Consider the following 23,237-nt stretch of genomic DNA (forward strand, 5'->3'; position numbering starts at 1 on the left):
TTTAAACCGATGCCGCAATATCGGCGTTCTGGCGCGGCGCGGCCATGGGGCGGCGCAGGTTGATGTCGATATCCTTGTCGCCGATCAGCTTCTGGAGCTGGCCGATCCGCTGATAGTGCGGTCCCTCGAATTCGGCCATTGTCAGGCCGGCACTCTTGTAGGCCCGGTAGAGTTGCTCGGCACCCGCGGCCGCCGTCCATGTCGGTCTGAACGCCGGAAGCGCACGGGCGATCTTGCCAAAATCGACGCGGTAGGAACGGGTATCGGGGCTTGCATCGCTCGCATATTGCAGCCGGCATCCGGGCACCGTGAGAGCGACGATTTCGGCAATCTCCCGGATCTGATAGTTGTGCGCATCCTGTCCGACGTTGAAAGCCTGATTGTGTATGGCATCGGTCGGCGCTTCGAGCGCAGCCAGAAAGGCGCGCGAAATATCCTCGATGTGAACGATTGGGCGCCATGGCGATCCGTCGGATTTCAGGAGGATCAGTCCTTCCGTCACCGCCCAAGCGGTCAGGTTGTTGAGGACGATATCGAAACGCAGCATGGGCGAAAGGCCATACGCTGTAGCCGGACGCATATAGACCGGCGAGAAGCCGGGGCTCGCGAGGCTTGCAATCTCCCGCTCCGCCAAGACCTTCGACGTGCCGTAGGCCGATACCGGTTTCAGCTCTGCCGTCTCGTTGACCAGTCCCTCGCCAGCGGCGCCGTAGTTGCTGCACGACGAGGCGAAGATGAAACGCTTGACGCCAGCCTGTTTTGCGGCTCGCGCTGCCCGAACGCTGCCGCGGTAATTGATCTCATAGGTAATTTCCGGATTGAGATTGCTCAGCGGATCGTTGGACAGCGCCGCAAGATGAATGACAGCGTCGAAACCTTCCATATCCGAAGGCTGGATATCGCGGATGTCCTTGCATACGCCGGGGACCTGCGGCAAAGGTCCGCCTGGTACATAAGCGCAGCGATGGTAGAATTCAGTGTCATAGCCGTGTACTTCGTGACCCGCCTTGCGCAGGATGGGTACCATGACGGAGCCGATATATCCGCGATGCCCGGTGACCAGAACGTGCATGAAATTTCCCCTCAAAATCTATTTTCGATTGCAACGAGCGTATCTTTTCAGGCGAGATCGATGCACCGCACAAAGCGGCTGTATCGATAATGCGAACGGTCTAGGTGCCCCGGCCGGTTAAGGCTTTCGGATGCTTTCCGATAATTCGGGCATGTCGGCCATGACCAACCCATGGCTGGCGTGATGCTGCGCGTTGCCGTTGAAACGCCGGAAGACGACATCGGATGGGCGTCCCGTCAGGAATTTGTCGACGCCGTATTCCAGCGCTTTACGGTAGACGACGAGCGCTCCATCGATGGCGTCAAGCGTTTTGGCTATATCCTCGTCCTCATGCGTGTAGCTTACAACGAGAGAAGGTGCGAGAAGTCCGCGACGTATGGTTTCCTGCAGAAACAGCGAGCGAAAAGCCTGAGACGGCTTTCCGGTCTGGTCCAGCGTGAAGTAGCTGAGGCACGCGGAGTGGCCCTGAATGCCGAAGTAGGAATCGAGTCCGTGCGCAATTGCGATCTGGCTGATGGCGGCGCGCAGCGAATTTCCCTGTCGGACCAGATGTGGGACCACGGGTTCCTGCATGTAAACTTTCATGGTCGCGATGGCCGCCGCCATCGCATGCGTTTCCGCGCCATGCGTCGTCGAAAGCAGGAAGACGCGGGGGGCATCGGTTTGATCGATACCGCCTCGTTCCATGAACTCCCGCTTGCCGGCAAGTGCGGAAATCGAAAAGCCGTTCCCCAGCGCCTTGCCGAAACAGGATAGATCGGGGACGATATCGTATGTCTTCTGCGCGCCACCCGCATCCCAGCGGAAGCCGGTGATCATTTCGTCGAGAATAAAAAGCGCGCCGTTTTCGTGACAAAGCTTCTGGAGTTTGTGAAGAAACTGGTCCCGAGGCGGATCACCGCGTGACGGCTCCAAAATAAAGGCGGCGATACGACCTGGAAAGCGGTCAAACAGACTACGCGCACTCGCCAGATCATTGTAGGTGAAGCCAAGGACCAGCTCCTGGATCGCCTGAGGAATGCCCGCATTCATCTCCGTTGTTCCGATGAACCAGTCGTCCGTGGAGAAAAAGGGGTGGTCGCTGCAGCGCGCGATCAGGTCACGGCCGGTAACAGCCCGTGCAAGTCGTATCGCGGCGGATGTCGCATCGGAACCGTTCTTGCAAAATTTGACCATTTCGGCCGTCTGGATCGTATCGAGAAAGGTCGAGGCGCAATCCACCTCGATCTTTGACGGGCGCGTGAAATTGCAGCCGCGGTATAGTTCCGCACGCGCCGCCTCTACGACGTCTGCATAGGCGTGGCCTAGGCCGACAGCCCTATTGCCCATGCCATACTCTATATATTCATTTCCATCGACATCCCAGACATGACAGCCATATCCCCGTTCAATAAAGCCGGGAGACAGGACAGGGTACTGGTCGTCACCCTTTGCATAGGTATGTGCACCGCCCGGTATGATGTTGCGGGAGCGCTGGCGCAGTCGATCCGAGTTTTCGAAATTTTCGACGAAAGTTTGCATGGCGCAATCCCGGGTCCATATGTCCAATGACCAGAGATTACCGTATCCGGCTCGGTGGCCGTTACCCCGTCTTTATGTTGGGAATGCTAGCCGAAAGGCTTAGAGGAGATGTACAGCCTTCCCGTCATAATCGCGCCGATGCGTCCGCATCATGCGGGGCCCGACACCCGCAGGCAATTATGGTTCTGCAATAGGTCCACTGCACGACACTTGATTTTAGTTTTTGAAGAGATCGGATATTTTGAAGATCACTTCCGTTCTGTTTTTGGCGCCTACTTTCTTCATGATATTGCGAATATGTACCTTTACGGTGCTTTCACGAAGATTGAGCTCATAGGCGATGATCTTGTTTGGCTTGCCTTGCGTCAAAGCGTTGATGACGTCGACCTCACGTTGGGTGAACATGGCCGTGCGCTGTCGTTCCTTGTCTTCCGCAACCACGAGCAACTGCCTGAGATCGCTCAGATTTTCAGCCGATACGAACGCGCCGCCCGCCAATGCAAGTGAGATGGCGCCCACGCACACCGCCAGTCCTATCGACGAGGAGATGTATCCCCGAACGCCCGCGTCGAACGCCCTCATGACCTGACGCAGATCGCGGTTTTCAGCGAGAATGACGACCGGCAGATAAGGGAAGTCGGCAATGAACTCCCGTAACTCATGGAGGGATACGTCATCGCAAAAATCGCTGCGACCGACGTTGACCAGGATGCCGCTATGCTGGCCGTTTGGAGCATGTCTCCAGTCGTCGAGTGATGAAAACAACTCGACTTCCATATCAAGGCCGTATGCGATCAGGCTCTGAGCCAGACACTCACGGTCGAGCGCGCGGTCATCGATGATCGCCAGCTTTCTGACTGAAGTTTCCATAGGTTTCGAGTGCGCAACCACATGGAAATTTGATGAGAATTGGCTATGTCCGTTGTTGGGAACTGATGTCAGCATGGTATGTCCTATCCGCGCTAAAGAGTGCTTTGCGGATCTGTCTGGCTTGGCAGAGACGCAACCGAAGATTTTCTTTCTAAGATTCGGCACCACGGAAGTTTGAAGTAATTCAACCCGGAACGCCGTCATCAATCAGAACTTCGGAAGCTACTCTGTTGCGGTCTGGATTTTTCGGAATTTAAAAATCGGCCAGAAATCAACAGACGTGGCACTACCCGAATTTCGACTCCGGCATCCTACAATGGAGTATCGCAACTGGAAAAGGTTCGGAAATTACTCACTTTTGATTGAGATTTCGAGCGGGCGTTCAATCTGGCATGATGTGGGTAGACAACCAGACACGCCATAACTGTTGAAATATAATTCTTTCAGGCCATCATCATGTTTTGCGCGACACCACTAACTATAATGGATGAATTATAATCGCGGCCGGATTGATTTATCATCCTCCATTCGTGCGTTTGTTCGCGATGTCAGCAACTTATACGTGTTAATCGCATTTTGAAATTGCACCTCACGACAATCGGACGCGCTGCGCCCCGCATGTGACGGGGCATGGTGACTATGTATCCCTGACTGATGATCTCAAGGCCTTGATGGCTGCTTTCAAGACTTGTTGACCCACAACGCCTGACGCTTCGCAAGGGTCGATCTCTATTTGGAATGCGCGTCAATTTTAACGAGAGCGAATATGGCGGAACGCGGCGAGGATAGTAAAAAGGTTCCTTCTACTTTCGAGGTAGACACCGGTTCGATGTCCGGATCACAGGAAGAACGTCCTGTTAGGATGTTCCCGATTGTCGGCGTCGGTGCTTCATCGGGTGGACTGAATGCGTTCAGAGCCCTGCTCAAAGCGTTGCCTGAAAAAACCGGCTGTGCGTTTCTTCTCGTTCAGCATCTTGACCGGTCGCATGAAAGCATGCTCGCAGAACTTCTGGCAAGCGAAACGACTATGGTCGTAACGGAGGCTGTCAACCTTGCCTTGATAGAGCCCGAGCACGTCTATGTCATTCCACCAAAATTCCTGATGTCGGTTGACGGAGGAAGGATATATCTGTCGCCCCGGCGGGAACTGCATGAGGCACCTCTGCCGTTTGATTTTCTCCTGGGTTCTATGGCCAAGGAATTCGGGCCGTGGGCGATAGCAGCTGTCCTGTCCGGCACGGGGTCAGATGGCTCATCCGGCGTCCAGCAGATCAGGGATTTCAAGGGACTTGTTCTGGTCCAGGAGCCTCAAGAGGCACAGTTTGGCGGCATGCCCGAAAGTGTTATTTCGCTGGGCATTGGCGCTACGGTTTTACCGGTTGAAGAGATGCCTGCGGCCATCGCCAAACATATTGAGCTGCTGTCGCGGCTTCGAGCCGATCACTCGATGGTGCGCCGAATGCCCCAGCTGGACCGGATCATCGAGATATTGAGGTTTTCCACAGCGAATGATTTTTCGGCCTATAAACATGGAACGATGCAGCGCCGGGTCGAAAAACGCATGGCGGTTCTCGGTATCGAGATTGAGAAGATAGACCGGTATCTTGAGATTCTCGAAAGCAGCGAAGACGAGCGGCAAAATCTCGTCAGAGATCTCCTGATCAACGTCACCAGCTTCTTCCGCGACGGGAAGGTGTTCGACTTTCTACGAGATACCATTATTCCGGATATTCTCCACGCAAAAGCGCCTCACGGAGCAGTGCGGGTCTGGGTCGCTGGATGCAGCACGGGGGAAGAAGCATATTCTCTGGCTATTCTCTTCCTCGAGCTCATTCAGTCCATGGGCCTTCGTCTCCAGTTTCAGATGTTTGCCTCGGACGCTGATGGCGAGGCGGTCGCAATTGCCAGAGATGGACATTATTCACATGAGGCGACCAAGTCGCTGCCGCCCGACTTGCTGGAAAAATATTTCGTAAGGGATGACAACGGATACACCGTGACGGCGCAACTGCGTGGGGCGGTGGTCTTCACCGTGCAGAATGTCCTCAGCGACCCACCGTTCTCACGGATCGATCTAATTTCATGCCGCAACTTGTTGATTTACCTCGAAGCGGAAGCCCAAGCCAAGGTCTTGTCGCTTTTCAGGTTCGCCCTGCGGGAGAACGGCATTTTACTGGTCGGAAAATCCGAAACCGTTGGCGGAATGGATGACCGTTTCAAGCTGATTTCGGAATCCGAAAGGGTATATCGGCGTATCGGGCCGCCGGTTTTCGGTGATCTTAATTTCGGTGCGGTTGCGGGCGGAAATGTCAGAATTCCCTCTTCGCTAGGAAAGGTGACTTCAGCGTCGAGGCACAGTGCGCTTGCCGAGGCGGTTTCCCAGGTTCTGCTGGGTAGCTACGTGCCCGCCGCAATCCTCGTCAATCGGAAGTATGAGTATCTCTACTCCATCGGCCCGACAGCAAGGTTCCTGCGGATCGCTTCAGGCCCGGCATCGCATGACCTGTTCGCCATCACACCGACGGCGCTCCATAATAAGATCAGGTCTGCGATCCACCATGCGAGCCGGGATCAAAAGCCGTTCGTAGCCAAGAATGCAAAACTCGACAGCAACGGCGCACACATCGAGTTCAACATTCATGTCGAGCCGCTCTTCAGTCAGGGTGAAGAGCTATTTCTCATATGTTTTGTGGAGGATGCTGCGCAGGCCAACGGTGTTGTCCGATCGCAGAAATCATCAACGACAGATGCGTCGCCCATTACCGAGCTTGAATTCGAACTGGAGGAGACACGGGCGGAATTGCAGGGCGCCATACGCAATCTGGAAATTGCCAGCGAAGAACAGAAGCAGATCACCGCCGAAGCGCTGTCTCTGAATGAGGAGTATCAGTCGACGAATGAGGAACTCTTTACTTCGAAAGAGGAACTGCAATCCCTCAATGAAGAGCTGACAGCCCTCAACAATCAATTGCAAGAAGCACTGGAGCGTCAGCGGGCAGTTTCCAACGATCTGCAAAATGTCCTGTACAGCACCGATGTCCCAACGCTCTTTCTGGATGCCAGCCTTCGTATACGGTTTTTCACACCAGCCACCCGGTCAGTATTCAAGATTATATCGTCCGATGTCGGCCGTCCCCTCTCGGACCTTAGCGGCTTTGACGGCGACATTACGCTTCAAGTCGATGCAACGGCGACGCTGCTCCGAGGCAACACAATCGACCGAGAGATAGGAGGACCCGATGGTCGCTGGTATGTCCGCCGCGTCAAACCCTATCGCGGCGCGAGCGAGGCAATCGACGGAGTGGTCATCACCTTCATCGATATAAGTGCCCAGAAACAGGTTGCCGAAAGCAGGGAAGCTGCCAAGAAATTCGCCGAGCGGGCGACCGAGGCCAAGTCGCAATTCCTGTCTGCGGCAAGCCACGATCTGCGTCAGCCGCTGCAAACCTTGAAGCTGTTGCACGGGCTTTTGGAAAGGAACGTGGCTGAAGGGCAAGCACGCACTTTCGTCCAGAGGATGGGGGAGACGCTATCCTCGATGCTGGGTATACTCAACTCTGTTCTTGACATCAACCAGATCGAAGCGGGGATGGTGGAACCGCAGATCGTGAACTTTGCGATTGGCGATCTTCTGGGAAGGCTCTTCAAGGAATTTTATTATCCCGCTCGGGCGGCGGGGCTGCAACTCCGTGTCGTACCGTCCAGCCTTGCCGTTCGCACCGATCCCCGCCTGTTCGAGCAGATCGTTCGCAACCTTCTATCCAATGCACTGAAATACACGCCGAGCGGCAAAATTCTGGTCGGCTGTCGCCGGGTCGATGCAAAGGTTCGGTTCGAAGTGTGGGACACCGGTATAGGCATTCCCGAAAACCATATCGAGGAAGTCTTCCAGGAATACCATCAACTCGACGCATCTGCTGGCGCGGAAGACCGGGGCTTGGGGCTGGGATTGTCAATCGTCAAGCGGCTGAGCGAACTTCTGGGACTGAAGATAGCGGTGCGGTCGCGATTGCATGAAGGTTCCGCGTTCATGATCGAGATCGATCGGGCGCCGGCAGGGGAGCCGCTTGCGCCATTGCGTGCGCCAGTCGACGACAATTCGCGTCAAGCGATCGCCCTGTCGTCCGCGTCGATTTTGATCATCGAAGACGAAAACGGAATGCGCGATCTGCTCAAGATCGGTTTGGAGCAGACTGGATACGTGGTCGCTGCGACCTCAACTGCTGCCGAAGCGATCGCGATTGTTCGAGGGCTGAAGTTCATGCCCGACGTTGTTCTCGCAGACTACAATCTTCCTACAGGCGGGAATGGCATAGCTGCAATTGAAGATATTCGGCAAGCACTCCGCCAAAATGTTCCGGCACTCATTCTCACTGGGGATATTTCAAGCAAGGCCCTGAGGGATTTTGCTCAGCACGAAATTCCTTATCTGCACAAGCCGGCGAAACTCAAGGACGTCATGCAGATGGTGGAGACACTGGTCGTTCGCCAAAACGGCGGGAGAGCAGGTCACATAAGCGAACCTGAATATATGGAGCCGATGACGGGCAGGCTCATCGAAGTCATAGACGACCAGCAGGACATAAGAGACAATTTGCGCGCTCTGTTCGAAGGAGAAGGCTGGGTGGTCGCAACCTATGTTTCGGCAGAAGAGTATCTTGCAAACTACAAGCCCGACAGATCAGGTTGTCTGCTTGTCGATGCGTATCTCCCCGGCATGGTCGGCATGGAGTTGTTACGTTTGCTGAAAGAAAGACATCATCGGTTTCCGGTGATTGTGATCACGGGTCGCAGCGATGTCCGTATGGCAATCAATTCGATGCGATATGGAGCGGCCGATTTCATCGAGAAGCCTTTTTCTTACCAGGAAATATATCGGAGCGTGCAGTCGGCCCTCGAGCGATCGCGTGATGCGAACGAGCGCGAAGAGCGGCGTGAAACAGCTCGAGCCACGCTGGCGATGCTTACTCGCAAGCAACGTCAGATCCTTGACCGAATTGTTCAGGGGCAGGCCAACAAGGTCATTGCAGCCGATTTGAAGCTTAGTCAGCGCACTGTCGAGAATCATCGCGCCTCAATAATGCGCCGAACGAAATCCACTTCGTTGCCGGCGCTCTTGCGGCTTGTCCTGAATGCAGAAGAATAGGCCTTCATCATCGAAAATTTGGCCGGTCGATCACTATCGGCGGGCGATCGCTGCGCGAATTCGATGCAACGCATCAGGTCGGCGGACAAGATAACTTACCGGCGGCAGAAACGCTGAAGCGGGTCTCAGGCGGAAAGCCTGTGCAAGAAGGGCACCCGCGCCGGGCCGGCGTCGGATCAGATTGGAAAGCGCACACCAATAGGCGCGGTCGCTCAGGCTCGCGCGACCGCGCCGGAGCAGGGTTTGGGCATCGGCAAGCAAAGCCCCTTCATTGCCAAAGAAGCTTTCGAGCGCGGCTTCGATTTCGGTATTCCAGGCAAGGACGTTATCAAGGATGGCCGACTGGTTGGCACCGTGGATACGGGTAAAATTCTGCACGGCGTCAAGTTCGACGATATCGCCCAGAACTGCGAGCCGCATCCACATCTCGACATCGTCAGTATGGCGCAGTGCTGGCCGATAGTGACCGGCATGTTGTTGAATGTGTGTTCTGGTGACAGCGAGTGGGCCTGGCACCGGGCTGCGTCCCGTCGCGCAAATTTTGGCGATGAAGTCCATGCCCCGATGAAGCTGCATGCCATTGGCGTCGCTGCGAAGGCCCGATTCTATTTCGGCGTCGTCACGGAAGAAGGCGGTGCGCCCGAAGGCCATGTGCGCGCCGGGGTGATTGTCGAGCGCCTCCATCGCGCGCGCGAGTGCTCCACGCGACAGGACATCGTCGGCGCAGATGATGGCGAAATAGTCCGCCCGGGCCCAATCAATGCCTTCGTTGAAAGACGCGTGACCGCCGAGATTCTTTGGCCGCAGGCACGTTTCGATACGGGGATTTGTTGTCGCGAGAGACCGGGCGACCGCGACACTTTCGTCTGTGGAGGCGTTGTCGATGATGAGGATACGCATGTTCGGTATGTTCTGGCCAAGGACGCTTTCTACGCATCCCTCCAGAAAGCGACCGTAGTTGTAGTTGGGGATGACGATATCGATGCTGCTCATGGTTCCACCGCTGCGGGAACGACGGTGTCGGGAATGGAAGCCGATACAGGAGGTTTTCCGATCTTGCGCGGACGCCCGGCAAAAGCATCGAACGTCGAACGTATTTCGCTGACGAGTGGGTGACGCAGAAGATAGAGACAAGCGGCCCAGCCTGTCACCGAAAGGAGGACGGCGCCGCCAGCCTGGGCGAGGGAGTAATCGAAGCGGAATCCCATCCAGGCGGATATGGCGAGCGGCCCCGCAATCGCGGCAAGGGTCACAGCGGAACTCGGCCCGATGGCAGCGAACAGTTCGGGTAGTTTAAAGTGCGCATGGCGTCTTACCAGATAGAAGGCGACGAGCATCTGGAAGGGCAGCGTGACGAACTGGCTCAGCGCTACCGCGGTGAGACCGAAGAAGCTGGCAGAGCAAAGCACAATTGCCGAGACGCTGCGGCAGACGAAATTGCCCAGGAAAGCCTCCCGGTTGGCGTTGAGAGCGATCAGCAGCGGCGTTGTCAAAACCATGGGAAACCAGAAGATCGACGCAAGCGCGAGAATCCGGGTGATCGGTACGGCGGCAAGCCACTGGTCTCCAAGCGCAAGGCGCACGATAGGATCGGCGAGAATGGCGACCATGATTAGCGACGGCCAATACAGCACAGTGATGTAACTGAGGGCGCGCAGGTAGGACCTGCGGACATCTCCACCCTCGCGAACCTCGGCGGCGAGCGCCGGGAAGGCGAAGGAAAAGATCGCCGAGAGGAAAATGCGATCGGGAATGGAGCAAACGGTATTGGCGCGATTGTAGATCGCGACCGCTGTCGGTGTCATGGCAAAGCCGAGCACCAGTTGCGGCAGGGACTCGTATAATTTGTCGACGATGGTTGCAGCGCCCCTGTAACGGCCGAATTCGGCCATACGGCGCCATGACTTTAGAGAAAGTCGTGCGGTACGCTGGGCCGGATCGGCATAGGCGGCAAGGGCGCTGGCAACGCTGTTGCCGACGAGCAGGCCGAGCGCGAAACTGACAAAGCCCCATCCATTGCTGGCAGCGAAGATCGTCACGCCAGCCATAACGACGAGGCCGGTGGTCCGGACGCGTGCGATGGTGCCGAAGGCCAGCCGGCGACGCAGCATGGAAAACGCCGGCATGCCCAGGCTTTCGGCCATGACGGCGGCAATCGCCAGGATAAGATAGTGCTGGAGACTGGGCTGGTGGTAGAAAATCGCCAGATAGGGGCCGCATAGATAGAGAACGATCCCGAGAATGCCGCTGACCAGGAGCAAGAGCGTAAGCGACGTGTTGATGTCATCGCGTTCAACAACATCGAGTTGAATAAGGAAATCGGAAGAAACGAATTCGCGAAAGGCGAAGATCACCGCTGTCACCCCGTAGCCGATAACGGCAAAACCAACTTCCGCAGGCGAGAGCAGTCTCGATACGATCGCGATCAGAGCGAAATTGATCGCAATTCCGAGATGCTGTTCCAGCATGGCCATGAAAAAGGCGCGGCGGACTTTGTGCATCGAGGGCTCCGACAGCGTCGCCGATAATCGACGGTAGCGTCAAATCTAGAGTGTGGACTTGGACCTTGGAAATCTGACCGTTGGGATGGCAGCCGGATCCGTAGGTGTAGGCCGTTTGGAGAATGTTTGTTGAGGGGCATGCAACAGCGTGCGGTCTACTCCCGTCGAGTATTGAAGAGCCTCGGTATTACGCCGAAAGCATTAGGTTGCAGGACTGCGTGTCTAAGGCGTTACGCTCTGCGGCGTTGCGACGACATCAATTGAGAGAAATTCCCGGCCGAGCAGCGCTTCCTGCTCGGAAAGCTGGCGCTTGAAGCGATCATTGGCGTGGCCAATCCTCTCCCTCACCGCACTGGCTCCAGCGAGTATCTCCTTGACCAGCTCAATGACTTCCTCGACTTCGAACGTATCGATATGCCGGGCGAATTTCTCCTGGTCGAAATCGTTCATCAAATCACCGAACTTTCTGGCGTAACCGATTGATATCGTTGGAATGCCAAGTTTTAGAGAGCAGACAACTCCATGATATCTCGACACCAGGGCAAGATCGATTGCTGCCATCTGCTGCATGATGTCGCGCAGCGTTGCGGCAGAGCTGATGTCGATCCGCGACAGCTTGTCCTCGGATAGCATATCCGTCAGCAGGAACATCAAATCCGCGCAGGCGACCCTGTCGGTAACGTCCCCCATCAAAAGGGTGATGCGATGGCCTTCACCGATCAACCAGCTCACGAGACGTGAGAGCTTGTGGATGTAGGTCTTGTAAATCCTGGCGGCCTCGGGATCGTTGTGACGCCAGCCGCGATAGTCCATAACGCCGACGCCTATTCTCATTGAGCCGCCGGCGGGGCTCTGCCGGTGGGGCACAGGAACAGGAAGATCAAAGGCGATATCGGGGTAACGGTGGTCGCGCGACACGTCGACACCGATCATTTTCATGTAGTTGAGCGAGAAATCGTCCCGGTACGATCGATATGAAGCCATCTGTGCGGCGGAGCGCAGGAACCAGCGGCTGAGCCGGCTTTTCATCGGGCCGGCGCCGATGCTGACGAAAGCGATCCGCGTGTTGCGAAGGCGTGCGACGAGGCACCAGCAAAACACGACAAAGGGCCAGCCGAACCACTTTTCCTGAAAATCATCGAGGATGCCGGTCCCCGGTATGATCATCAGGTCAGCCTTGTCGAAACTAAACAGGGAACTGACCAATAGCATGAGCCGTGAAGGCACCTTGCCGAGCAGCTTGTCCAGTTGCCTCATCCACGCATTCGTTATGGGAGGCCCACCAACGCCCATGGCACGAATATTGAACTTCGCGCTTACGACTGTCGGACTTGCACAGATACACAACAGATCGGCATCGGGCCTCATCCTGCGCAGATAAAGGAGCATGGCTTCCAGCGATCCGTCATTGCCCGAATTGCCAGAGCCAAATTGTCCAAGGAGAGTGATCCTCATTTATTTTCCAATCGCAGCCCGGCGCCGACACGCTCGATATGGTATTGATATCCGCTGGATCAGCACGACCCCACACCGACCTTCGGGTTGCGTCTTACGCCAAACGAATAGTCTGGCCGACGCAAACCTCTCAAAGGAAGATACAGCTAAGCCTAAGATGCAACTGACTGTCATCCCGTGGCTTTTTAGTATGTCGCCTTAGCAGCCACTCGAACCGTCCGCCGTCGATCCGTTGCGGCATGGTTGTGGATGCAGGAGCGAGAGTATCCCATGAAGCTTGCCTATTTTGTCCTTCCTCATATTGGCGGCACCTATTCCGTCTTCAAACATCTTCGCAAAGGCCTCGCAGCCTATGGCATAGACGTGCGATGGCTCGGCGTGTGCAAGGAAACATACGGACTGCCTCTCGATCTGCAGGGTGAAAAGGCATTCGGGCAACTGCTGCGCATGCCCGTCAATCTCAGCGAACGTGAATGTGCATCGCGAATGGCGGCCGCCATCGAAGAAGGCGAGTTTGACGGGGTGATCGTCAATGTTCTTGGCGATCAGTTGCAGACGAATATCGCGCGCTATCTCCCCGAAGGTATCCTGCGTATTCTCGTCGTTCATAATATCTCACCCGGAACATACGCGGCCGCGCGTTCGGTCCGGGACTATGCCCATGTCACGATTGGCGTATCGGAGCGGTGCCGCGCCGATCTGGTCGCGCGCAACGGCTTTTCGAAGGATCGCACCTACGCAATCCCGAATGCGGTGGACAGCGATGCGTTCCGGAGCCAGGCGGTTCGGCGCGTCAACCGGGGGCCGGAACTCAAAGCTCTCTTCGTCGGCCGCATTGAAGATGCTTCGAAGGGCGTGATGTGGCTGCGGGAAATACTGGATGCCTCGCCTGAGGCAGTGCGCCTGACGATCGTCGGAGATGGGCCGGATATGGGCAAGCTCAGGCGAAGGCTAGACGGCCATGGCGATCGCGTCAGTTACGCAGGATCCGTGCAGCTTTCAGACATACCGGTCATCATGTCCAGTCACGATGTTCTCATCATGCCGTCCCGCTTCGAGGGGCTTGGCATGACGATGATAGAGGCAATGGCCGGCGGCTGCGTCCCGGTCGTGTCTCATATCCGGGGTGTGACGGACACGATTGTCGAGCCGGCCCGAAACGGCTTCCTGTTCCCGATCGGCAATTATACGGCAGCTGCGAATGCGATCGCGCGCTTGCATGCCGATCGCGACCTTCTCGAGCGGATGTCGATCGCGGGAAAGGAAATGGTTCTGAACCGTTTCAGCATCGAACGGATGGCCGCACGCTATAACGAAGTCATTACTATGACACTGAACGACCGTCCCGGCCTGTCAACAGTGCTCAGGATGGAGGACTGGTCTATTCCCGCCGGTCTGAGGCCGGGCCTTCGAACCTATCTGCCGTTGCCCTTGAAAAACTGGCTTCGCGTCGTTCGTGAACGGCTCTGAAGCGATGTTCGGCGATCAGCGGCGACTTGGACATCTGTGCGGCGTCTTCTTTTTTTGGCTATGCATGTTTTCGGCCTGCAACGCACAGGATCCCGTTTTTCCGCTGCAGACGTCGCAGGACGGGCGTTATCTTGAAGACAGCAAGGGTCTGCCGTTCCTGATTGTCGGCGACAGTGCGTGGTCGCTCATTGGCGATCCCTCCATTCCCGATGCGGAATTTTATCTGGAAACCCGAAAGCGGCAGGGCTTCAACACCGTGCTTGTATCGTTGATCGAGCATCAGTTCTCCCGCAAGGCGCCGGCGAACTTCTACGACGAGAAACCTTTCGCAGGCGATGCCTTTGAGCAACCGAACCAGGCCTATTTCGACAGGGCGGAAGCCGTCATAAAGGCAGCCGCCAGTCGCAATTTGCTGGTGCTTCTCTGTCCTGCCTATAGCGGCGCACGCGGCGGCCCCGAGGGATGGTATCAGGAAATGGTCGCGGCCGGGCCAGAAAAGCTGCGGGCCTATGGACGTTATGTCGGACAGCGTTTTGCGAAGTACCCCAACATCATCTGGGTGCAGGGCGGAGATTACGATCCGCCAGATCGCAATCTGGTCATGGCTGTTGCAATGGGAATTGCGGAAACCAATCCTTCGGCATTGCAGACCGTGCATGGCAATCCCGATACCGTGACGAGCGACTTTTGGCGGGATGCTTCCTGGCTCGATATCGATTCAGTTTATACTTACAGCAATGTCGCAGTGGCGGTGCTGGATCGTTACCGATCTGGACCAAGACGCCCTTTTTTCCTCATCGAGGGCGCATATGAAGGCGAGAACGATGTGAAGGAGCGTCAGGTTCGTCTTATTGCCTATGGTGCGCTGCTTTCAGGAGCGAGCGGTCAGCTCTTCGGCAACAATCCGGTCTGGCATTTTTCCGCCGCCGGGCTTTATGAAGCGAAGGACAGCTGGCAGGGTTCGCTGAACAGCCGTGGTGCTCAAAGCATTACCCATCTGGCCTCGCTTTTCAGACAACTGGCATGGTGGAAGCTCGTGCCCGATCACGGCAGCTTGCTGAAAAGCGATGCGGGCGCATTCGCGGCGCGCGACAGGGAAGGATCTTTCGCCGTGCTCTATCTCGATACTCCTTCCGTTGCGATTGATCTCGACAGTTTGGCGGCAGGCGAGAAAATCCTTCGCTGGTACGATCCCTCGAATGGAATCTACATCGAACCGATCGAGCGTCTTGGCCGCAGCGGCCTTCGCAACGTGACGGTGCCGGCATTGGCGAATGCTTTCGGCTTTCAGGACTGGATTGCCGTTCTCTCCACACAGGAATGATCACTCATAAGATGCCGCTGGCTGCCGAGTCGTTCATTTGTGGTCGCTTGCCGTCAAGGTCCCAAACCTAGCTCTTTCGATGGTCGATCCGGTTCGGGGGTAGGCAGGGTAGGCGTTAATTTCGACACCCTCTCCCTTTGGTGGATTTCACACGCCTTTTGCCCGCATACCCCTCAAGCCCGGTGTTTTTTAGGATCGTCAGGAGGCGAGTTTCGTCACAAGTGCGCCGCCAAGGTTCAGCGTGGGGATCAGACATGTCGGGGATACTCTTCAATACCATCGCTACTTTCATTCTGTGCGTATCCCTCATCGTCGTTCTCAGGCGCCTGACCATTGTGTTTCAGCTGGTGGATCGCCCCGATTCAATCCGCAAACGCCACACGGGAGCCGTTCCGCTTTGCGGTGGCATCGCAATCTTTGCCGCTTTCGCCGTTTCCGCCTTCGTTGGTGGGTGGAGCGAGGCTCTCGGCATGAACTTCTGGCTCGGACTGGCGGTCATCCTGCTAATGGGCGTCGTCGATGATCGCCGGCCGCTGCCCGCAGCAGGACGACTTCTCATGCAACTGGCAATGGCTATCGCTCTCGTAGGCGGCGCCGATATCGGCTCTCTCTCCATCGGCGTGCTGTTCACGCAGCATTCGGATCTGTTCCTGCCGCTGTTTTTCGTCATCGGAGTTCTCTTCGTGACCGGGCTGGTGAATTCGTGGAACATGCTCGATGGTGTGGACGGGCTTGCTGGCGGCACTGCGGGTGTCGCGTTGATCTGGCTGATGATCGTGGCGATCTTCGCAGGTATCGGCGACGTCATCCCGCCGCTCCAGGCACTCTGCGTATGCCTCTGCGCTTTTCTGGTCTTCAACATGCGCGGTCCATGGCGCGCACGGGCGAGCATATTCCTCGGCGATGCGGGCAGTACCGCACTGGGTGCGACGATTGCCTATGTTATCGTCCTGCTGGCGACCACAAGCGCTGCCGTATCCTTTCCGGCATTGCTCTGGATCGTGATCCTGCCGATCACCGATACGCTCAGCCTGATTGTCCGTCGTATCATGAACGGTCGCAGTCCAATGTCGGCCGATCGCTGGCATTTTCATCATCTGCTGCTGGACTATGGTTTCACGCCGGCGGCGGCAACGAACACGCTGGTCGTCATTTCCTTCATTTGCGGCGGCGTCGGTTTTGCCGGGATAAAAGCCGGTATCCCGCCGGAAATGATGGCGGCAGGACTTCTCGTGCCGATTGCCCTCCACACGGCCTTCGTTCTAACCGCGACGGGCTATCTCTCGAAAACCTGGCTTCACAGGGGTAATTTCGATCTCTACCGCGAGGTGGCGCGTCTCCCTGTCTCCGCCAACGCCGCACCGGAGCCAAGAGCCATGCAATCGGCGAGTGATGAGTAATCGCATCATGAAAGCGCCGTGGCCCGGAACGCGAATCCCCTCGACACCGGTTTCGAAAGGACGGCTTTCGCGTTTGCGAATTTCCCAGAACATCAGAAATTCTCCGCCATTGAAACGGAACGCGTTTTTACTGGGCTTGATGATGCTGAGTTCAATCGGACTCTACGGACTTGCCCTCGTTTCAGCGGGGTCGCTCCTTGTCGTGGAGGACCCGCCTGCGCAGGCCGACGTCATCGTTGTTCTGGGCGGTGACGGTCCACCTCGAGCTGCCCAGGCCGCAAAACTATGGCACGAGGGAAGGGCGCCGCTCGTTTTGGTTTCTGGTTATGGGGATTGCGACTTCATCCGCGACATGCTGGTGCGGTTGGGCGTGGATTCGGCAGCCGTCTCAACGGAATGTCTTTCGCTCAGCACCTGGGAAAACGCGACATTCTCACAGCCGATACTGACTGGAATGGGAGCAAAAAGCGCCATTCTGGTCACGAGCTGGTTTCATTCAAGGCGCGCGGTAAAGCGTTTCCGGTTTGTGATGCCCCAAATTCAGTGGATTTCCCTTCCTGCGCAACGAACCGTGTCGCTGTGGCGGCTTGCCATCAACGGCGACGGGGTGCAGGTGTTCAAGGAATACGCCAAAGCGCTCCTCTACGACCTCAGAAGCAGTTTCGTGCGGGATTTTCCTCCGGTTCAGGCGAGGCTCGCCTCATGAACACGCTTCTGGTTTTTTGCCTCTTTGGTGGTGTTATCCTGCTCATCTGTTGGGGAATGATGCGTCGGGAGCGAATTTACGAGTTCCCGTTTCTGACGGGCGTCATCACGTTCAGTTTCATCTTGCCCCAGGTTCCCGGACTGGCGTCAGAACGATTCTTGCCGGAAGGCGCGTTTGCAAGAACCGCAATCTTTATGATGCTGTGCCTGTTCATGTGCTGGTGGGGGTGGAGCAGAACGGCAAAACCCTTTGCATTCTTTCGTATCGATTTCGATGAAACACGTCTGCTGATCGTCGCAGCCGTTCTCTCGGTCGCCGGCGCCTACTTCTATTTCAAGCTTAGCCGTTTGCCGGGAGAGTTGACCATTGCGGTGCAGATGACCGGAGTTCCGGTCATGTACATCTTCTTTTCGCGGTTGTTGAGCTATGGTCTGGCCATTGCGGTGCTTTGCCTTGCACGGCGATTTTCCTGGCTGGCGCTGGCTGTCCTTGCGTTCGATCTCGTCTTTTACCTGGATCGCATCGTGATAACGGGAAAGCGCGCCGAAGCGGTGGAACTCATCATGATGTTCGCGCTGGCATGGTGGTTTTACAAGGGATGGGCGGTCCCGCGCATCTTCGTGATCGTGGCACTTTTCCTCGGCACACTGTCGATGAACAGCATGGGCGACTACCGCGCCATCACCAAGGCCAACGACGCTCCCGTGTGGGATGACATCAAGAAGATAGATTTCATTGGCAATCTTGAGAGAGTGTTCCGGGACGGCGGCGACGAGATGCGCAACGCGATCATGCGGATCGACAACACCGCAAACACCTTGCAATTCGACTACGGCAAGTTCCACTGGAACAGGCTGGTGTTCAACTTCGTACCCGCGCAACTCGTGGGCGTGGAAGTCAAGCAATCCTTCATGCTGCCGGTGCCGGTCCAATCGCGCGACTACAATCCTGTCCTCGGCACGACCGAGACCGGAATGGCGGATGCGTTCGGATCCTTCTGGTATCTCGGGGCGTTCAAATTTTTCCTGCTCGCCTATCTGGTGCGCCGGATCTGGGTGACCGCAAACACGGGCGAGTTCGCTGCGCAATTCACCTATCTGCTGTCGATCATACCGTCCATGCACGCCATCTCGCATCAAACCGACTGGGTTCTCATGGTCTGGGTGCATATGCTGATGTTTGCAGCGCCGGCGCTGGCATTTGCCGTCATACCCGCGCGCGTGCAGCAGCGTCGATACGCGATACCATCCTTGACGTCTCAAGCCGGAGGATAGGCCATGCGCTCACGATACGACGATCCTGCCTTCCAGCATGCAACGACGCCCCTGCCGCGCTTCGGAGGTCCGACCTTTGCACTGCATTTGCGGCTGAAACGGCTGGTCTGGATGATCGTCTGGCGGCTTCTTGCCTCCTGGACGCCGCCGCCGATGCGGCGCTGGCGCAATTGTCTCCTGCGTAGTTTCGGCGCGCGCCTGCATGCCACGGCGATGGTGCATTCCAAGGCGATCGTTTGGTGGCCGGGGCACCTCGTCATGGAGCGTCATTCATCTCTCGGACCTGGGGTGATCTGCTACAACGTCGACATGATCACCATCGGCCAATATGCCTCTGTCTCGCAACGTGCCCATCTGTGCACCGGGTCGCATGACGTTCAGGATAGTGCGTTTCCCCTCGTGACGCGGCCGGTGGTGATCGAGGAGGACGCGTGGGTGGCGGCGGAAGCCTTCGTCGGTCCCGGTGTCGTCGTCGGCAAGGGGGCTGTGCTAGGCGCGCGAGCCGTCACCGCGAAGTCATTGGAGCCTTGGACGATCTATGTCGGCAATCCGGCAAGGCCAGTCGGCTCGCGTCGTCAGGAAGCGGCCGCGTCCAACGCGCTCAGCCGATAACCTTCAAGCGTGGCATGGGCGATTGCCGGCCAGGTGAATTTCTCCAGCACGAGTCGACGGCCGTTTTCGCCCATCGTCCTCGCCTTGGCGGGATTGCTGAGCACGCTTGCCAAACCCTTGGCAACTTCTGCCGCGTCAACCGAGACGATAACCCCGGCATCGGCAGCTCCGACTTCGGGAAAGTGACACTGGTCGGTGATAACAACAGGCGTGCCGCAGGCAAGCGCTTCGGTGATCGCCATGCTGAAACCCTCCTGTCGGCTTGGCAGGCAGAAGCAGTCGGCATCGACCATGGCTTCGAGCTTCGCTTCGCCGTAGATCGCTCCGACCATAAAGACGCGGTGCCGGATGTTAAGTTTTTTCACCAGGTGCATGAAGTGGCCCTCTGCGCCACCGGGCGGGCCTGCGACGACGAGATCAACGTCGACGTAGGTGTCACAGATAGCCGAAAAGGCCGAGGCAAGGATGTCGATACCCTTTTTGATGTGCAGGCGTGACAGGAACAGAATGTATCGCCTGCCGTGCGCCAGGGCGATTTTCTGCCTGAAATGTCCTCGGGCGGGCAGGGGATCGAATTCCTCGGCAAAAACACCGTTCGGAATGATCAGATTTCGTGCCTGGAGATTCAGCGGCTCTACAGCTGCCATTTCATCGACATTTAACAGGTGCAGGAACGCAGCCTCGTTCAACATCTTGCGGTAGCACAGCATCAGGGCGATCTTCTTTTTCCACGATCGCTGGCCGAGACTCCAATGGTCCAGCATGCCGGCCGGGCAAATGCAGTAGGGTACGCCAGCGGCGCGGGCGAGCTTGGAAGCATAGAGCAGAAATGGCTCCCACACGCCGTGAATATGCATGAAGGAGGCATCTTTCAGCACGGCTTTCAGCATGCGCCGGCCCCTGAAGCAGAACAATGTCTCCAGCCTCCCGGCCGGCGGCAGGAGATGCCAGTGGATATTCTCGAAATGCGGTATGGTGCGGCCAATTTCCTTGACCTGCGCTTCAATGGCGGCGTCGCCATAGCTGACGATATTCACATCTGCGCCGAGGCCGGCCTGTGCAGCGGCTAGGCGCATGGCAACGGCCTGCAAGCCGCCGTATTTGGGATCAATCGAAGCGATGACGTGGATGATCTTCATTTCTCTTTGTTCCCCAGGTATCGCGTGTCATCGGCCATGCAAAGACCCGCCGACCCTGACAGATTCGGCCCGGACAAGGCGGCAAGAAGCCGCTCGCCATATGACTCCACGGTATGTTCAGCTGCGCGCAGGAGTGCATTGGTGGACATGCTTCGCCTCAGCTCAGGATTGTCGGCAAGCGCACGCACCGCAGTTGCGATAGCTTCCGGATCGCAGACGGGAACGATGAAACCTTCGACACCATCGCGAACGACGCTGCCGGTATTTTCGGTCGTTATAACCGGCAGGCCCGCGGCGAGCGCTTCATAGACGGCGGTCGCGGAGCCTTCGCAGAGCGACGGTAGCAGAAAGACATCCGCCCACCGGAACTCCTCGACGATCTGCGAGCGCGGAACGATCCCTCTCAGCTCGACCCATTGCGAAATCTCCTGCTTGACGTCATCGGGCACACGAACGCGGCCCGCCATCCGGAAGCGGGCGGCGCCCTCCATCAATCTGGCGGCTTCCACAACATAGGGCGATCCCTTGCGCAGCCCGACTTCGCCTACGGTCAGGACCCTGATTGGCCCCGGCATGCGTGCCGGTCTGTCGATGGCAGTGCTGGCATTGACCCCATAGGGAACGACGACACACCGGTCTTCCGGCCCACCACATGCGACGACGTGCTTGCGGACAAATTCCGACGGGCAGACGATGACATCTGCAAGGCGCCACTCCGCTTTCTCCCGATCGGCGAATAGACGCGCATGCGGATTATCCCGCACAGGGCCGGCCCATTTGGGAAACCGCATCATTTCCTGGTCCAGAAGCGTTTCGACGACATCGCGTGGCGCGATCATTTGCTCGACTGCGGTCCAGAGGCCCTGCTGTTTTGCCGCCCGCATCTGTTCGAGTGCGTCGCCACTGAAGGCGTAGAGCCCAGCTGCGCCATGGAAGCCGCGCCGGGCCACCATTTCGGAGAAAACCGACCCGGCCCAGATCGCGTGAGAGGTTTCCTCCACAACGTCTCTCGTTCGCATGTGGCGCAGCACGGAACGGAGGCCAAAGCTGGAAAACACCGTCGTCAGCGCTGTCGGCACGCCTTTGGGCAGCCGGCCGGCCAGCCGTTTGACAGGTGCGGGATAAAGGGTCGCCGGAAACGAATTGACGATCCGGGGCCAACCTTTCGTGGCGCATATATCAGTGTAAAAATGCGCAAGGCGGCCAGCGGATGCAAATATTCTCGGTACGGCATAATGCATGCGGGCGCCGAGCTGACTGACGACGACTTTGTCTTTCATGACGAGATACCTTGAGCGATAGGTGGCCTGGAAGGCTCGACAGTCTGCAGCCCGGCGATCAGCACTGCCCAGGCATCTGCCGCCTTTTCTCGGGAATAGTCGGCACACAGCAGCCGCCGTGCCGCATCCCCCATTGCTGTCGTGGCATCCGGGTCGTCGCAGAGCTTTTCGATGGTGCCGGAGAGCTTTTCGGTCTCTCCGATTTCGACGGTGCTGCCGCATCCTTTGGCTCTGAGAACGCGCGGCACCTCTCCATCAGGGTCGCCGACGAAGATCGTCGGCCTCCCGGCCGCTAGGATTCCATAGAATTTGCTTGGAATGATGCAGTGTTCCAGTTCCGGCAGCAGCGAGACCAGATGCACATCTGCAACGCTCAGGCTTTCAGCAAGTTTCTCCACGGGCTGCAGCGGCTTGAAGATGACGTTCTGAAGGCCGAGATCCTGAACGACAGTCTTCACAGCCGCGTGCTGGTGCCCGCCGCCAATGAGAAGGAACCGGATATCCTGCCGATGCTCGAGGCGTTTCGCCGCTGCCAGCATAGTGCCGAACTCATGCGCCCGCCCGAAGTTTCCTGAATAGCCGACGACAAACACACCCTGCAGTCCCCACGCCTTCCGCAGGCTGTTATCCTTGGGCAAGACAGGATAGATTTCCTCCCCATCCGACCAGTGATGCAGGACGCTGACGCGATCATTTGCAAGGCCTTGAGTGAAGAGGAATTCCGCCATCTTGTCGGTAGGGCAGACAACCATGCCGGGGGATCGCAGAGACCAGTTGCGCGCCTGAGTCAGCCATGGCGCAAGCCACCGTGCACGTTTCCTGAAAAATCCAAGCTCGATTGCGGTCTCCGGAAAAAGATCCATGATCCAGTTCACCATGAGTGCGCCCTTGAGGCGGATCGCGATACTGCTCACGACGGAGAGGAGCGGAGGATCGGTGCAGACAACGACCGTGTCCGTCGCCCGAACGTTGCGCAGAAGCCAGGCGAATGCCAGCACCTGAAAAAGAAGATAATCAACGCTACGGCGCATGAGGCTGTGCCGGCCGAAGCGGCCGCTTGCGAGCCGTCGGATATGTACACCCCGAACCGTTTCGGTTGCGGGCAACACGCTTCCGGGATGATTGTGTATTTCGCGACTTGCAACGACAGTCACATTCATTCCGCGCTGCGCCATTGAAAAGGCGAGCGATGATATCATACGGCTTGTTGCCGACTGGTCGGGGAAACCGTACCTATTCAGGAAGATCGTCCTCACGCTTTTTTCTCCCACGAAATGTCCGGTCTGAAGGAGCATTCTTGGCGAGGTGAAAACAGGCGGCAAGCTGGTCGTAAGGACTAGTAGGCTCATGATACGGAGTGGCTATTACTCCGAAGTTGGCGCCGTACTATCCTTTTGGTAGCTGAAACGCAGATGACGCCCTTACGGGTTATGAAATCCATGATGCCCCGGCCAATCAATGGCAGGG

16 protein-coding genes are annotated in these 23,237 nt (G+C 57.1%); 7 read left to right on the forward strand and 9 right to left on the reverse strand.

From position 1 onward, the window contains the following. Nucleotide 1: 1 nt before the first annotated feature. The 3 genes from ACQZ63_RS11065 to ACQZ63_RS11075 form a co-directional block, all read right to left on the reverse strand. Complete coding sequence (locus ACQZ63_RS11065; protein WP_080800974.1) at nucleotides 2-1,072, reverse strand: NAD-dependent epimerase/dehydratase family protein; 1,071 nt, start codon at nucleotides 1,070-1,072, stop codon at nucleotides 2-4. A 117-nt stretch (nucleotides 1,073-1,189) separates the two neighbouring features. After that, nucleotides 1,190-2,593, reverse strand: coding sequence for a glutamate-1-semialdehyde 2,1-aminomutase (locus ACQZ63_RS11070; protein WP_113556228.1), 1,404 nt, complete (start codon nucleotides 2,591-2,593; stop codon nucleotides 1,190-1,192). Nucleotides 2,594-2,809: 216 nt separating this feature from the next. After that, complete coding sequence (locus tag ACQZ63_RS11075) at nucleotides 2,810-3,538, reverse strand: LuxR C-terminal-related transcriptional regulator (RefSeq protein ID WP_038493595.1); 729 nt, start codon at nucleotides 3,536-3,538, stop codon at nucleotides 2,810-2,812. A 787-nt stretch (nucleotides 3,539-4,325) separates the two neighbouring features. Between ACQZ63_RS11075 and ACQZ63_RS11080 the strand changes: the two genes are divergently transcribed. Next, entirely contained in the window at nucleotides 4,326-8,609 is a 4,284-nt protein-coding gene (locus ACQZ63_RS11080) for a CheR family methyltransferase (RefSeq protein ID WP_113556227.1), read from the forward strand. A gap of 33 nt (nucleotides 8,610-8,642) precedes the next feature. On the opposite strand, the gene ACQZ63_RS11085 is transcribed toward ACQZ63_RS11080, so the two are convergent. The 3 genes from ACQZ63_RS11085 to ACQZ63_RS11095 form a co-directional block, all read right to left on the reverse strand. Then, nucleotides 8,643-9,602, reverse strand: a complete 960-nt coding sequence (locus tag ACQZ63_RS11085; RefSeq protein ID WP_113556226.1) for a glycosyltransferase family A protein — start codon at nucleotides 9,600-9,602, stop codon at nucleotides 8,643-8,645. Further along, nucleotides 9,599-11,110 (reverse strand): oligosaccharide flippase family protein, encoded by a 1,512-nt coding sequence (locus ACQZ63_RS11090; protein ID WP_113556225.1) that lies wholly within the window; start codon nucleotides 11,108-11,110, stop codon nucleotides 9,599-9,601. Before ACQZ63_RS11090 ends, ACQZ63_RS11085 begins: the two co-directional genes overlap by 4 nt. A 222-nt stretch (nucleotides 11,111-11,332) precedes the next feature. Continuing rightward, nucleotides 11,333-12,565: a polysaccharide pyruvyl transferase family protein gene (locus ACQZ63_RS11095; protein WP_113556224.1), complete on the reverse strand. Its 1,233-nt coding sequence runs from the start codon at nucleotides 12,563-12,565 to the stop codon at nucleotides 11,333-11,335. Nucleotides 12,566-12,835: 270 nt separating this feature from the next. Between ACQZ63_RS11095 and ACQZ63_RS11100 the strand changes: the two genes are divergently transcribed. The 6 genes from ACQZ63_RS11100 to ACQZ63_RS11125 all read left to right on the forward strand — a co-directional run bounded on the left by ACQZ63_RS11100 (nucleotide 12,836) and on the right by ACQZ63_RS11125 (nucleotide 19,351). Continuing rightward, the gene (locus ACQZ63_RS11100) at nucleotides 12,836-14,035 is read left to right on the forward strand and encodes a glycosyltransferase family 4 protein (protein WP_113556223.1); all 1,200 of its coding nucleotides are present in this window, start codon (nucleotides 12,836-12,838) and stop codon (nucleotides 14,033-14,035) included. 64 nt (nucleotides 14,036-14,099) lie between these two features. Beyond that, nucleotides 14,100-15,359: an apiosidase-like domain-containing protein gene (locus ACQZ63_RS11105; protein WP_448799140.1), complete on the forward strand. Its 1,260-nt coding sequence runs from the start codon at nucleotides 14,100-14,102 to the stop codon at nucleotides 15,357-15,359. Between the two features lie 254 nt (nucleotides 15,360-15,613). Next, entirely contained in the window at nucleotides 15,614-16,759 is a 1,146-nt protein-coding gene (locus tag ACQZ63_RS11110) for an MraY family glycosyltransferase (protein ID WP_112155848.1), read from the forward strand. Between the two features lie 142 nt (nucleotides 16,760-16,901). Next, nucleotides 16,902-17,465, forward strand: coding sequence for a YdcF family protein (locus tag ACQZ63_RS11115; protein WP_448799141.1), 564 nt, complete (start codon nucleotides 16,902-16,904; stop codon nucleotides 17,463-17,465). Further along, entirely contained in the window at nucleotides 17,462-18,739 is a 1,278-nt protein-coding gene (locus ACQZ63_RS11120) for a hypothetical protein (protein WP_162763658.1), read from the forward strand. Before ACQZ63_RS11115 ends, ACQZ63_RS11120 begins: the two co-directional genes overlap by 4 nt. A 3-nt stretch (nucleotides 18,740-18,742) precedes the next feature. Then, the gene (locus tag ACQZ63_RS11125) at nucleotides 18,743-19,351 is read left to right on the forward strand and encodes an LbetaH domain-containing protein (protein WP_113556221.1); all 609 of its coding nucleotides are present in this window, start codon (nucleotides 18,743-18,745) and stop codon (nucleotides 19,349-19,351) included. Here ACQZ63_RS11125 and ACQZ63_RS11130 read toward each other — a convergent pair. Genes ACQZ63_RS11130 through ACQZ63_RS11140 form a run of 3 tightly spaced genes read right to left on the reverse strand, consistent with a single transcriptional unit; the run spans nucleotide 19,315 to nucleotide 22,969 of the window. After that, the gene (locus tag ACQZ63_RS11130) at nucleotides 19,315-20,490 is read right to left on the reverse strand and encodes a glycosyltransferase (RefSeq protein ID WP_019566354.1); all 1,176 of its coding nucleotides are present in this window, start codon (nucleotides 20,488-20,490) and stop codon (nucleotides 19,315-19,317) included. The genes ACQZ63_RS11125 and ACQZ63_RS11130 overlap by 37 nt on opposite strands. After that, nucleotides 20,487-21,770, reverse strand: a complete 1,284-nt coding sequence (locus ACQZ63_RS11135) for a glycosyltransferase family 4 protein (protein WP_113556220.1) — start codon at nucleotides 21,768-21,770, stop codon at nucleotides 20,487-20,489. The genes ACQZ63_RS11130 and ACQZ63_RS11135 overlap by 4 nt, the downstream gene beginning before the upstream one ends. Further along, the gene (locus tag ACQZ63_RS11140; RefSeq protein ID WP_448799149.1) at nucleotides 21,767-22,969 is read right to left on the reverse strand and encodes a glycosyltransferase family 4 protein; all 1,203 of its coding nucleotides are present in this window, start codon (nucleotides 22,967-22,969) and stop codon (nucleotides 21,767-21,769) included. Before ACQZ63_RS11140 ends, ACQZ63_RS11135 begins: the two co-directional genes overlap by 4 nt. Nucleotides 22,970-23,237: the final 268 nt, after the last annotated feature.

Source organism: Agrobacterium sp. CG160-95, assembly GCF_053521725.1.